Genomic DNA, 12,357 nt, shown 5'->3' with positions numbered 1-12,357 from the left:
CTCGCGGCGCTTAGCACTAAATAACAGATGTTTTTCCCAGGCTGCATGAGCCGCCTGCGGAGTTGATTGTCGCTCCAACACCAGATTAACCGTTCAATTTGATATCCGACACAGCATTAATGATTAGTGAGCCTTTACTTTCACACATCATGCCGTGGGTTCTGGATATCGGCCGGCCAGCCGTGCCGGTTTTTTTGTCGCCTCAGGCTGAATCGTTCCAACTGATGAACGCGCCTTAGGGGGCATCTTGGCCCGCCGTCGGTGGGTCTTTTGAACGCGCGGAATCGCGATCCCGCGCTGGTGGAGGAGTGAGTCATGAACGAAAAACACGGGTGTTCCTGTGCGCGCCATTTGGCGCAGGGTTTTGCCAGGCAGTCGATCAACGCCGGGGAGGGCGAAATCTATCAAATCTCGCTGATGAGCGCGCTCATCGACGGGGTCTACGAGGGTGAAACCACCATTGCCGAGTTGCTCAAACACGGCGATTTCGGCCTCGGCACCTTCAATCACCTGGACGGCGAACTGATCGCTTTCGACCAGGAAATACACCAGCTGCGCGCCGACGGCAGCGCCCGCCCAGCCGGTTTGCAACAGAAAACTCCTTTCGCCGTCGTCACCTTTTTCCAGCCCAGCATCAGCCAACAGTTCGACCGGCCGATTACCAAGGCGCAACTGCATCAGTGCATCGACGAACAGGTCGCCTCGCCGAACCTGTTCTGCGCGGTACGGGTCGACGGTGAGTTCAGTCACGTGGAAACCCGCACCGTGCCGCGCCAGGAGCGGCCCTACCGCCCGATGTTGGAAGCGATAGAAGAGCAGCCGACCTTCTCGTTTCATCAACGGCGCGGCACGCTGGTCGGTTTCCGCTCGCCGGATTACATGCAGGGCATCGGCGTGGCCGGCTATCACGAACACTTCGTTACCGACGACCGCAGCGGCGGCGGCCACGTGCTGGACTACCAGCTCGATCATGGCCGCCTGCAGTTCGGCGTCATCACCCGTCTCAATCTTCAGTTGCCGCATGATGCGGATTTCTTGCGCGCTAACCTCTGCCCAGAGGATTTGGATCGCGCGATTCGTTCCGCCGAGGGCTAACCCCGGCGATCGTTTTCTTAGGAGGTGGAACCATGGCACAGGAAAAAACAGGCAATGATTGGCAATGCGGCGCCGATTTGGTGGTGAAAAACCTGGAAGCGCAGGGCGTCAAACACGTTTTCGGCATTCCGGGCGCCAAGATCGATCGGGTGTTCGACTCGCTGGAGGATGCGCCATCGATCGACACGGTGGTGGTGCGGCATGAGGCCAACGCGGCCTTTATGGCGGCGGCGGTCGGCCGCCTGACCGGCAAGGCCGGGGTGGCGCTGGTCACCTCCGGGCCGGGCAGCTCCAACCTGATCACCGGGCTGGCCACCGCCACCTCGGAGGGGGACGCGGTAGTGGCCTTTGGCGGGGCGGTGAAGCGCGCCGACAGCCTGAAGCAGACGCACCAGAGCATGGATACCGTCAGCATGTTCCGGCCGGTGACCAAGTATTGCGCCGAAGTGCATGCCGGTTCGGCGATTTCCGAGGTGATCGCCAACGCCTTCCGCCGCGCCGAGTTTGGCCGGCCGGGAGCATCATTCGTCAGCCTGCCGATGGATATCGTCAATGAACCGGTCAGCGCGCCGGTGCTGGCCGGCTGCCGCTTGCCGCGCATGGGGGCCGCGGCGGCGGACGACATCCAGGCGGCGGTGAAACTGATTCGCCAGGCCAAATGCCCGGTATTGCTGCTCGGTTTGCAGGCCAGCCGGCCGGAGAACAGCGAGGCGGTGCGCCATCTGCTGTACCGCACCCATATGCCGGTGGTCGGCACCTATCAGGCGGCGGGGGTGATCGACGTCAACCACTTCGCCCGTTTCGCCGGCCGCGTCGGCCTGTTCAACAACCAGCCGGCCGATCAGCTGTTGCAGAAGGCCGATCTGGTGGTGAGCGTCGGCTATGATCCGATCGAATACGATCCCTGCATGTGGAACAGCCACGGGCGGCTGAGGCTGGTGCACATCGACGTGCTGCCGGCGGATATCGACACCTGCTATCGGCCGGATGTCGAACTGGTGGGCAACATCAGCGCCACGTTGAACATGATGACCGAAGCGTTCAATGAGGCGGTCTGCGTGCCGCCGGAGGTGGAGCTGATCCTCTCCGATCTCGGCCGTCAGCGCACAGAACTGGCGGAACGCGCCGCGCGCCGCGGCGGCATGCCGATCCATCCGCTGCGCATCGTCAAGGAGCTGCAGGACATCGTCAGCGACGACGTGACGCTGTGCGTGGACATGGGCAGCTTCCACATCTGGATCGCCCGTTACCTTTACAGCTTCCGCGCCCGCCAGCTGTTGATCTCCAACGGCCAGCAAACCATGGGGGTGGCGCTGCCGTGGGCCATCGGCGCGGCGCTGGTGCGCCCCGGCGATAAGGTGGTGTCGATCTCCGGCGATGGCGGCTTCATGCAGTCGAGCATGGAGCTGGAGACCGCGGTGCGGTTGAAAAATAACATCGTGCACGTGATCTGGGTCGATAACGCCTACAACATGGTGGAGATGCAGGAAGTGAACAAATACCAGCGCAAATCCGGCGTGGAGTTTGGGCCGATTGACTTCAAGACCTATGCGGAATCCTGCGGCGCGGTCGGTTTCGCCGTGCAGTCGGTGGACGACCTGCGGCCGATGCTGCGCAAGGCGATGGCGATCCAGGGACCGGTGGTGGTGGCCATTCCGGTCGACTACGCCGACAACTATAAGCTGATGGCGCAGATGAACTTCAGCCAGATGATTTAATTTCATCATCGCGCTGTTTCACCGGGGCAGGCCGCTTGCGCGCCTGCCCGTTTTTATGCGCGGAATTTGTCCTTTACATCGCTAACTGCATGATTTATTGCTATCCGTTGGGCTGTTTTTTCACCACTGGGGATAGCGCAATGAAAAGAAAAGCAATAACGATCGGGCTGCTGGCGTTGGCGATTGCCGGCGGCGCGCGGGCCAATACGCTGGTCTACTGTTCCGAAGGTTCACCGGAAGGCTTCAACCCGCAGCTGTTCACCTCCGGCACCACGGTAGACGCCAGTTCGGCGGCGATCTACAACCGGCTGGTGGATTTCAAACCCGGCACCGTCGAGCTGCAACCCAGCCTGGCGGAAAGCTGGGAGGTGAGCGAAGACGGCAAGCGCTATACCTTCCATCTGCGCAAGGGCGTGGCATTCCAGAGCAATAAATATTTTACGCCCACCCGCGATTTCAACGCCGATGACGTCATCTTCTCGTTTATGCGCCAGAAGGACGCCAACAACCCGTATCACAAGGTCTCCAACGGCGCCTACACCAACTTCGAGTCGATGGAGTTCGGCACGCTGATTGACCGGATCGTCAAGGTGGATGACCACACCGTGCGCTTTGAGCTCTCCCGCGCCGAGGCGCCGTTCGTCGCCGATCTGGGCATGTACTTCGCCACCCTATTATCGGCGGAATATGCCGACGCGATGCTGAAGGCCGGCACGCCGCAGCGGGTGGACAACGATCCGATCGGCACCGGGCCGTTCCAGCTGGTGCAGTACCAGAAGGATGCGAAAATCCTCTACAAGGCGTTCGATCGTTACTGGGAAGGCAAACCGAAGATCGACCGGCTGGTGTTTTCGATCACGCCGGATGCGACGGTGCGTTACGCCAAGCTGCAAAAGAACGAGTGCCAGGTGATGCCGTTCCCCAACCCGGCGGATCTGGCGCGCATGCGGCAGGACGGCAACCTTCAGGTGATGGAAAAATCTGGTTTGAATATCGGTTTCCTGGCGTTCAATACCCAGAAGAAGCCGTTGGATAACGTCAAGGTGCGCCAGGCGTTGGCGCTGGCGGTCAACAAACCGGCGATCATCGACGCGGTGTTCCACGGCGCCGGCCAGCCGGCCAAGAACCTGCTGCCACCGACCCAATGGGGCAGCAACGCGCAGCTTGAAGACTACCCGTATTCGCCGGAGCGGGCGAAGCAGCTGTTGCAGGAGGCCGGGCTGGGGCAGGGTTTCGACATCGATCTGTGGGCGATGCCGGTGCAGCGGCCCTATAACCCCAACGCCAAGCGCATGGCGGAGATGATCCAGGCCGACTGGGCCAAGATCGGCGTGCGCGCCAAAATCGTCACCTTCGAGTGGGGCGAGTATTTACAGCGGATTAAAAACGGCGAGCACCAGACCGCGCTGATGGGCTGGACCACCGCCAACGGCGATCCGGACAACTTTTTCGGCCCGCTGTTCACCTGCGCTTCGCTCGGCGGCTCTAACTCGGCGAAATGGTGCTATAAACCGTTCGACCAGCTGATCCTGCAGGCGCGTGAAGAGAACGATCACGCCAAACGGGTGGCGATGTACCAGCAGGCGCAGGTGATGATGCACGATCAGATGCCGGCGCTGATGATCGCGCACTCGACCATCTTCGAACCGGTGCGCAAGGAAGTGAAAGGCTACGAGATAGACCCGTTCGGCAAACACATCTTCAAACAGGTGTCGCTGGAGAAGTAACCAAAAGGCCGGGGTAACCCGGCCTTTTTCATGCCTGCGGCGTGTCGCAGTGGTAGCGGCCGCGCGGGATCACCAGCGGCGTGTGGGACAGCGGATCGTCGATGATCATGCACGGCATGCCGAACACTCGCTCCACCAGTTCGGCGGTGATGATCTCCGCCGGTTTCCCCTCCGCCACGATCTTGCCGTCGCGCATGGCGATGATGTGATCGGCATAGCGGCAGGCGTGGTTGAGATCGTGCAGCACCGCGATCATGGTTTGACCGCGCTCGCGGTTAAGCTGGCGGAACAGATCCAGCAGCTCAATCTGGTGCGCGATGTCGAGGTAGGTGGTCGGCTCATCCAGCAGCAGCAGCGGGGTTTGCTGCGCCAGCGCCATCGCCACCCAGACGCGCTGACGCTGCCCGCCGGACAGTTCGTCGACGCTGCGGTCCGCCAATTGGCTGACGTTGGTGGCCGCCATGGCGGCTTCCACCGCCTGTTTGTCGGCCTGCGTCCACTGTTTCAGCAGGCTCTGATGCGGATAGCGGCCGCGCGACACCAGATCCGCCACGGTGATGCTGTCCGGCGCGATTGAAGTTTGCGGCAGCAGGCCAAGCTCGCGCGCCAGCGCCTTGGTGGCGAAGCTGCTGATGTTCTTGCCGTCCAGCATCACCTCGCCGGCGCTGGGTTTCAGCAGGCGGCACAGGGCGCGCAACAGCGTCGATTTGCCGCAGGCGTTCGGCCCGACGATCACCGTGAAGGCGCCGTCGGGGATCGCCACGCTCAGATCGTCAGCGATGATTTTATTGTCGTAGCCCAGCTTCAGGTGCGAGGCGTGCAGGCGGTGGCTCATGGCATTATCACTCTTCATTATCTGCGGGCCTCTCGGATGAGCAGCCAAATCAGGTACAGGCCGCCGATGCAGACGGTCACGACCCCGACCGGCAGTTGGATCGGCGCGAAAAGATGTTGGGACACCACGTCGGCGCCGAGCAGCAACGCCGCGCCCATCAGCGCCGAGGAGGTCAGGGTGACCGAGGATTGTCCGGCCAGGCGACGGGCGATCTGCGGCGCCGCCAGCGCGATAAAGGAAATCGGCCCGGCGGTGGCGGTGACGGCGGCAGTGAGGGTAACGCCAAACAGCATCAGCCACAGCCGGCTGCCTTCGGCGTTGACGCCCAGCGCGCGCGCCGTGTCGTCGCCCATTTCCAGCAGCTGCAGCCGTTTGCCCATCAGCAGCGCGGCCGCGGCCGCCAGCACGATGAACGCCGTGGCGGGCTGGGCTTTTTGCCAGGTCATGCCGTTGAGCGAACCGGCCTGCCACATGGCGGCGTCCATGGCGCGCTCAAGCGAAGCGGTGATGATCAGCCAGGTGTTGGTGGAAACCAGCACTGCGCTGATGGCGATGCCGACGATGATCAACCGGAAACCGGCGATGCCTTGTCGCCAGGCCAGCAGATAGATGGCCAGCGCCGAGAGAATGCCGCCGGCCAGCGCGCCGCCGGCGATGTAATAGTAGCCGCCGTTGAACAGGGTGATGGCGATCAGCGCGCCGGTGTAGGCCCCCATGTTAAAGCCGATCACGTCCGGGCTGCCGAGCGGGTTGCGGATAATCGACTGGAAAATGGCGCCGCTCATGCCGAGCGCGGCGCCTAACAACAGCGCCATGGCGATGCGGGGCAAGCGCCATTGGGTGACCACGGTCACCAGATTTTTCGGCGCCTCGCCGCTGAGCGCGGCAAAGACTTGCTCCAGCGAGAGCTGCAGCGTGCCGTAGCACAGAGCGGCAACCGCCATCGCCAGGCATAACGCCAGCAGCGAAAGGTTGACCAACAGCAGGCGCAGCGGCACGCGCCAGTTGATGACGCCGTCCGGACGGCCGATATGCAGCGTGTGCGGCAGACTCATCACAAGCCCCCCAGCGTTTTCTTGCGGCGCACCAGCCAGATCAGTACCGGCGCGCCGATAAAGGCGGCGACGATGGAAACCCGCAGTTCACCGGCCGCCAGCAAGCGGCCGACCACGTCGGCGCACAGCAGTAAAATCGGCGCCAGCAGCATGGAATAGGGCAGGATCCAGCGTTGGTCGGGGCCGACCCACCAACGGGCGATATGCGGCACCATCAGGCCGATGAAACTGATCGGACCGACGGTGGCGGTTGCCGCGCCGCACAGCAGCGTGATGGCGATCACCGCGACGATCTGAGTCAGCACCACGCGCGCGCCGAGCGCGATAGCCAAATCCTCCCCCATGCCGATGGTATTCAGCGGCCGGGCGATGAGCAGCGTCAGCAGGCAGCCGAGCAAAATGGCGGGGGCGGTGACCGGCAGCGTGGACAGCGTGCGGATATCCAGCGTGCCGGCCTGCCAGAAGCGCAGTTGGTCAAAGGTTTGCGGATCGATCAGCGACAGCCCGGTGGTGATGCCGAGCAGCACCGCGCCGATCGCCACGCCAGCCAGCGTCAGCCGCACCGGGTTGATGCGCCCGCCCGCCAGCGTGCCGATCAGGTAGACCAGCAGGGTGGTGAGGGCCGCGCCGACAAAGGCGTAGGCCATATAGCTTTCGGTGGTGGCGGCGCCGAAAAACATGATGCCGATGACTACGGCGAAGCTGGCGCCGGCGTTGATGCCGAGCACGCCGGGATCGGCCAGCGGGTTGCGCGTCAGCGCCTGAATCAGCGCGCCGGCGGCGCCGAGCGCCATGCCGGCCAGGATGCCCGCCAGCGTACGGGGTACCCGGGCATTGAGAATGATGGTGCTGTCGGAACCGCTCGCGGCGCCCTGCAGGCTGAGCCAGACGGTATGGAAGGGGATGGCTTTGGAACCCAGCATCAGGCTGGCCATGATGCACAGCAGCAACAGCGCCAAACCGATACCGAACCCGGCGATGCGTTTGAAGCCACTGGCGTAAGCTGCGTGCGGTGCGGACGAAAGCGTCCGCTCAGTCGGAGTGGGTACGTTCACACCGGTAACTCCTGTATGATTTTTATTCTCATTGTTATTTGCGTTCATGCGGGCGCTTATAGTAGCACGAGTTTACGCCCGCATGCACCCGCCGGTTGGCGGCGCAGGTGCAATGATGATGTTAATAACTATTGATATTTCAATTGATTGAATGTGAATGTTTGCCCCGCTTGCGGAAAGCGTCGGCAGGGGGCTGGCCTGCCGACGGCGTGATTCAGGGCTTTTTGAACAACCGTTCGATTTGGTTCAGCATGTTGGTGGCGCTGTAGTAATCGAGGCGGAAGGTGTCGTTGCCGACGGCGTAGACGTGCCGCTGTTCCACCGGCTCCAGATGTTTGAGGAACGGGTTGGTCAGCACCTCTTGCACTTTGCGCTCATTGGTGGCGAACAGGATCAGGGTTTTGCCATTCAGGCCTTCGGCCATTTTTTCGCCGGAGATCTGGATGATGTCATGGCGTTTCCCCATGCTGGTGTTGCCTTTGGCGCTTTCCGGCGGGGTGGCCAGTTGGAAACCGAGCTGGGTCAGCAGTTTGCCCTGGGCAGAACCCGGCGTCCACAGCATGGCCTCGCGGCCGTTGTCGGCATACACCAGCGGAGTGGTGGGCTGCGGCGGCAGCGCGATCGCCTGCTTCACTTGCTCCACGCGCTGTTCGAAACGATCTTCCGCCTGTTTGGCGCCGGCTTCATGACCGGTGATCTCGCCGAGCTCGCTGGCCAGCTGCTGCCAGCTTTTGTCGCCATAATCGAGCACCAGCGTCGGCGCAATGGCGGACAGCTGGTCATACAGTTTCAACGCCGAATCCCCGCCGGTCGCGGCGACGACGATCAAATCTGGCGCGGCGGCGGCGACGGCTTCGGCATTGGGCTCCACCTGGTACAGCCGCTCGACGTGGCGCTGCTTGGCCACCTCGCTCCATTGGGTAAAGAAACCTTGTTTATCGGCCACCAGGGGATTTGGGCTGGTGGCGGCGCTGGCGACCACCGGGGCGTCGATAGCCAGCAGCGTGCCGGTGATGGTGACGCTGGTGGACACGATGCGCTGCGGCGGTTTTTCCAGCGTGAATTTCCCTTTGACGCTGTCGATGGTGCGCGGCCAACTGCTGTCGGTTGCGGGAGCGGACGGTTTCTGCCCGTCGCTCTTGTCGTCCGGGCCGCAGCCACTGAGCAGCAGGCTGGAAGTGGCGATAAATGCAATGAACAGCTGGCGTAAGGATAGGGTCATGAGCGGGCTCTTTCTTTCCTTGAACTAAGGCGTATCAATCCGGCGGCGGATTGGCTGCGTGGTGGATGCCCGCTAATTTACCATTCAAGCCGCCAAAATGATAACCATTCGTATCTCAGCGCGTAGTGAATACAGAAAGAATAAGGAGATAGGGGCAGTGAGTGAGGCAGAAACGAAAAAAGCGCCAAAAGGCGCTTTTTTCTGAATGGGTGGGTCGTGCAGGATTGATTCGGCATGTGGCCTCACCCTGCGGGCAACGCTGCGCGTTGTCGTATCGCTGCGCGATGCTCGAACCTGAACGCAGGATCTCACCCGCACGACTCAGTGGGCCATGTCAGTAAGAAGATAGAAGCAGATTCAGATGGCGCAGAAACGAAAAAAGCGCCCAAAGGCGCTTTTTTCTGAATTGGTGGGTCGTGCAGGATTCGAACCTGCGACCAATTGATTAAAAGTCAACTGCTCTACCAACTGAGCTAACGACCCGCAGAAGTGGTGGGTGATGACGGGCTCGAACCGCCGACCCCCTCCGTGTAAAGGAGATGCTCTACCAACTGAGCTAATCACCCACTTCAGGACTTCCAGGCACTGCTAAACGAGAGAATGATGGTGGGTGATGACGGGCTCGAACCGCCGACCCCCTCCGTGTAAAGGAGATGCTCTACCAACTGAGCTAATCACCCTCATTCGTTCTCATTTTTTCTCAACAAGATGGTGGGCGATGACGGGCTCGAACCGCCGACCCCCTCCGTGTAAAGGAGATGCTCTACCAACTGAGCTAATCGCCCCGTCTTGTTGGAGTCGCATTATAGGGATAGTTCAAAGTGAGTCAACGCTTTTTAAAATGATTTCAATCGTTCGCCGCAAATTTAGGCAGGGCGCGATAATTATCGCCAGCAGCGCCGATTCTTTGCGCGATGCTATGCGAAACTCGCCGCAAAACGCGCTAAATCGACTGGCGCAATATCGTGTCGGCGTTGAGGAATTAGCGCGTGGTGATACAATGTCGTCCACTCTTTTTTCAATTCCGAGCAATCGTCGGCAACCGCCGACACGCGTTGCGTAATAAGGCAGTGAACCCAATGAAAATCAAAACCCGTTTTGCACCGAGCCCGACCGGCTATCTTCACGTCGGCGGCGCGCGTACCGCACTTTATTCCTGGTTGTTCAGCCGCCATGCGGGCGGTGAGTTCGTTCTGCGTATCGAAGATACCGATCTGGAACGTTCTACCCAGGACGCGATCGACGCAATTATGGATGGCATGAACTGGTTGAACCTGGATTGGGATGAAGGCCCGTATTTCCAGACCAAGCGTTTCGATCGCTACAACGCGGTCATCGACGAGATGCTGGAGCAGGGCACGGCGTATAAATGCTATTGCTCCAAGGAACGTCTGGAAGCGCTGCGCGAGAAGCAGATGGAAAACGGCGAGAAGCCGCGTTACGACGGCCACTGCCGCGACAGCCAGTGCAGCCACACCGACGACGAGCCGCACGTGGTGCGCTTCCGTAACCCGCAGGAAGGGTCGGTGATCTTCGACGACAAAATTCGCGGCCCGATCGAATTCAGCAACCAGGAGCTGGACGATCTGATCATCCGCCGCACCGACGGTTCGCCAACCTATAACTTCTGCGTCGTCGTCGATGACTGGGACATGGAAATCACCCATGTGATCCGCGGTGAAGACCACATCAACAACACCCCGCGCCAGATCAACATTCTCAAAGCGCTGGGCGCGCCGGTGCCGGAATACGCGCACGTGTCGATGATCCTCGGCGACGACGGTAAAAAACTGTCCAAGCGCCACGGCGCGGTGGGCGTCATGCAGTATCGCGACGACGGCTATCTGCCGCAGGCGCTGCTGAACTACCTGGTGCGTCTGGGCTGGTCCCACGGCGATCAGGAGATCTTCTCCATCGATGAGATGAAAGAGTTCTTCACGCTGGAAGCGATCAACAAATCCGCCAGCGCGTTCAACACGGAGAAGCTGCAGTGGCTGAACCACCATTACATCAACCATATGCCGGCGGAAGAAGTGGCGGTGCATCTGGCATGGCACGTTGAGCAACTGGGCATTGAAACCCGCAACGGCCCGGAACTGAAAGACATCGTCAAGCTGCTGGGCGAGCGTTGCAAAACGCTGAAAGAGATGGCGGAGTCTTGCCGTTACTTCTACGCAGATTTCAGCGAGTTTGACGCCGACGCCGCCAAGAAGCACCTGCGCCCGGTGGCGCGTCAGCCGCTGGAAGCGGTGCGCGCCAAGCTGGCCGCCATCACCGTCTGGACGCCGGAAAATGTGCATGACGCCATTCAGGGCACGGCGGATGAGCTGGGTGTCGGCATGGGTAAAGTCGGCATGCCGCTGCGCGTCGCGGTGACCGGCGCCGGCCAGTCGCCGGGCATGGACGTGACCGTGCATGCGATCGGCCAGAAGCGTTCGCTGCAGCGCATCGACATGGCGCTGGCTTACATCGCCGAGCGCGAAGCGCAAGCCTGATTAGGTTGATACGCCATAAATGAAAAAGCCCCGTGGAGCAATCCCGGGGCTTTTTTTATTGCTTGCTGTCAGGCTTGCTCGCCGGCCGGTAAACCCGGGCGGTAGGCGAGGAAATACATCAGCCCGACAAAGCCGGCGCCGCCCAGCGCATTGCCGAGAAATACCGCGACGAAATTAGGCAGGTACTGCTCCCAGCCCATGCCGCCGGCAAAGATGGCCGCCGGGATGATGAACATGTTCGCCACCACGTGCTGGAAGCCGATGGCGACAAAAGCCATGACCGGGAACCACATGCCGATCACTTTGCCCGGCACATCCTTGCTGGCGAAGGCTAACCACACCGCCAGGCACACCAGCCAGTTGCAGCCGACGCCGGAGATGAAGGCGTGCAGGAAGTCCGCATCCACTTTGGCCTGCGCGATCGCCAGCGTCTTATGCAAAAACGCGCCTTCGGTCAGGCCCAGCAGGTGGCCGAAAAAGTAGGCGACGGCCACGCTGCCGGCCAGGTTGGCCAGGGTGACCCAAAACCAGTTGCGCAGCACGGCGATAGCGGGAATTTCACGGGCAAACCAGGCCATCGGCAAGGTCATCATGTTGCCGGTCAACAGTTCGCCGCCGGCCAGAATGGTCAGGATCAGGCCGATAGGAAAGACCGCTGCGCCCAACAGCGCGCCGAAAGAGCCCCATTCGGCCGGCAGGGTGCCGATGACGTGAATATCCAGCAGGAAGCCGGTGGCGATAAAGGCGCCGGCGAGAAAGCCCAGAATCAGCAGATTAGCGAGCGGGGCGCGGCTTTTGTTTACCCCGGCCTGAACGGCGAGGGCGGCGATTTCTTTTGGTGAATGCAAAGACATGACGGACTCGGTTTATAGTAATGAAGTTTATGGCGCGGGCAGTCTATGCCGCTCGGGAGTCCGACTCAAGCGCATTTCGCTAACATTCCGTTAATTAAAAATCAACGTGATATGCAGGGTCTTTCGCCATTTTGAGATGTAGCGCGCAAAATGGATGAACTCTGCGCAAAGTGATGATTTTTTGGCGCCAAAGATGCTGATTTGGCGGCTTTTTCAACGCTTGATTCAGTAATTCAATTTAGCCGTTGACAGCTTTGAGCGGGTTTCATATTATGCGCCCCGTTCACAGCACAAAGTGATT

At 60.8% G+C, this 12,357-nt stretch carries 9 protein-coding genes, 4 tRNA genes and 1 other RNA gene; 4 read left to right on the top strand and 10 right to left on the bottom strand.

What is annotated here, in order from left to right:
- Positions 1-315 precede the first annotated feature (315 nt).
- The 3 genes from budA to IT763_RS16765 all read left to right on the top strand — a co-directional run bounded on the left by budA (position 316) and on the right by IT763_RS16765 (position 4,540).
- Complete coding sequence (gene budA, locus IT763_RS16775) at positions 316-1,095, top strand: acetolactate decarboxylase (protein ID WP_004936416.1); 780 nt, start codon at positions 316-318, stop codon at positions 1,093-1,095.
- A gap of 32 nt (positions 1,096-1,127) precedes the next feature.
- On the top strand, positions 1,128-2,813 hold the full coding sequence (gene alsS / locus IT763_RS16770; RefSeq protein WP_151254459.1) for an acetolactate synthase AlsS: 1,686 nt from the start codon (positions 1,128-1,130) through the stop codon (positions 2,811-2,813).
- Between the two features lie 140 nt (positions 2,814-2,953).
- Positions 2,954-4,540: an ABC transporter substrate-binding protein gene (locus IT763_RS16765; protein WP_016926798.1), complete on the top strand. Its 1,587-nt coding sequence runs from the start codon at positions 2,954-2,956 to the stop codon at positions 4,538-4,540.
- 28 nt (positions 4,541-4,568) lie between these two features.
- On the opposite strand, the gene IT763_RS16760 is transcribed toward IT763_RS16765, so the two are convergent.
- The 9 genes from IT763_RS16760 to IT763_RS16720 form a co-directional block, all read right to left on the bottom strand.
- Positions 4,569-5,375 carry an ABC transporter ATP-binding protein gene (locus tag IT763_RS16760; RefSeq protein WP_016926799.1) on the bottom strand — a complete coding sequence of 269 codons (807 nt, stop codon included), beginning with the start codon at positions 5,373-5,375 and terminating at the stop codon, positions 4,569-4,571.
- A 17-nt stretch (positions 5,376-5,392) separates the two neighbouring features.
- Positions 5,393-6,430, bottom strand: coding sequence for an iron-enterobactin ABC transporter permease (gene fepG / locus IT763_RS16755; RefSeq protein WP_016926800.1), 1,038 nt, complete (start codon positions 6,428-6,430; stop codon positions 5,393-5,395).
- Positions 6,430-7,485: a Fe(3+)-siderophore ABC transporter permease gene (gene fepD, locus IT763_RS16750; protein WP_016926801.1), complete on the bottom strand. Its 1,056-nt coding sequence runs from the start codon at positions 7,483-7,485 to the stop codon at positions 6,430-6,432. Before fepD ends, fepG begins: the two co-directional genes overlap by 1 nt.
- Positions 7,486-7,699: 214 nt before the next feature.
- Positions 7,700-8,707 carry a Fe2+-enterobactin ABC transporter substrate-binding protein gene (gene fepB / locus IT763_RS16745; RefSeq protein WP_033639716.1) on the bottom strand — a complete coding sequence of 336 codons (1,008 nt, stop codon included), beginning with the start codon at positions 8,705-8,707 and terminating at the stop codon, positions 7,700-7,702.
- 207 nt (positions 8,708-8,914) lie between these two features.
- Positions 8,915-9,039: non-coding RNA, RtT sRNA (locus IT763_RS16740), on the bottom strand.
- Between the two features lie 75 nt (positions 9,040-9,114).
- A tRNA-Lys gene (locus IT763_RS16735) sits at positions 9,115-9,190 on the bottom strand.
- Positions 9,191-9,197: 7 nt separating this feature from the next.
- Positions 9,198-9,273, bottom strand: a tRNA-Val gene (locus IT763_RS16730).
- A gap of 38 nt (positions 9,274-9,311) precedes the next feature.
- Positions 9,312-9,387: transfer RNA gene (locus IT763_RS16725), tRNA-Val, on the bottom strand.
- Between the two features lie 29 nt (positions 9,388-9,416).
- Positions 9,417-9,492: transfer RNA gene (locus IT763_RS16720), tRNA-Val, on the bottom strand.
- 294 nt (positions 9,493-9,786) lie between these two features.
- On the opposite strand from IT763_RS16720, the gene gltX reads away from it, so the two are divergent.
- Entirely contained in the window at positions 9,787-11,202 is a 1,416-nt protein-coding gene (gltX, locus tag IT763_RS16715; RefSeq protein WP_016926803.1) for a glutamate--tRNA ligase, read from the top strand.
- Between the two features lie 68 nt (positions 11,203-11,270).
- On the opposite strand, the gene IT763_RS16710 is transcribed toward gltX, so the two are convergent.
- Complete coding sequence (locus IT763_RS16710) at positions 11,271-12,056, bottom strand: formate/nitrite transporter family protein (RefSeq protein WP_016926804.1); 786 nt, start codon at positions 12,054-12,056, stop codon at positions 11,271-11,273.
- Positions 12,057-12,357 lie beyond the last annotated feature (301 nt).

The sequence above is a fragment of the Serratia sp. CMO1 genome (genome assembly GCF_015689115.1).
Taxonomy (GTDB): Bacteria; Pseudomonadota; Gammaproteobacteria; order Enterobacterales; family Enterobacteriaceae; genus Serratia; species Serratia marcescens.
This window is presented reverse-complemented; position numbering and strand designations above follow the sequence as displayed.

What these genes read in the sequence shown, in the direction of transcription:
- budA (WP_004936416.1), top strand. Translation starts at nt 316, where the DNA reads ATGAACGAAAAACACGGGTGTTCCTGTGCGCGCCATTTGGCGCAGGGT.
- alsS (WP_151254459.1), top strand. Translation starts at nt 1,128, where the DNA reads ATGGCACAGGAAAAAACAGGCAATGATTGGCAATGCGGCGCCGATTTG.
- IT763_RS16765 (WP_016926798.1), top strand. Translation starts at nt 2,954, where the DNA reads ATGAAAAGAAAAGCAATAACGATCGGGCTGCTGGCGTTGGCGATTGCC.
- IT763_RS16760 (WP_016926799.1), bottom strand. Translation starts at nt 5,375, where the DNA reads ATGAGCCACCGCCTGCACGCCTCGCACCTGAAGCTGGGCTACGACAAT.
- fepG (WP_016926800.1), bottom strand. Translation starts at nt 6,430, where the DNA reads ATGAGTCTGCCGCACACGCTGCATATCGGCCGTCCGGACGGCGTCATC.
- fepB (WP_033639716.1), bottom strand. Translation starts at nt 8,707, where the DNA reads ATGACCCTATCCTTACGCCAGCTGTTCATTGCATTTATCGCCACTTCC.
- gltX (WP_016926803.1), top strand. Translation starts at nt 9,787, where the DNA reads ATGAAAATCAAAACCCGTTTTGCACCGAGCCCGACCGGCTATCTTCAC.
- IT763_RS16710 (WP_016926804.1), bottom strand. Translation starts at nt 12,056, where the DNA reads ATGTCTTTGCATTCACCAAAAGAAATCGCCGCCCTCGCCGTTCAGGCC.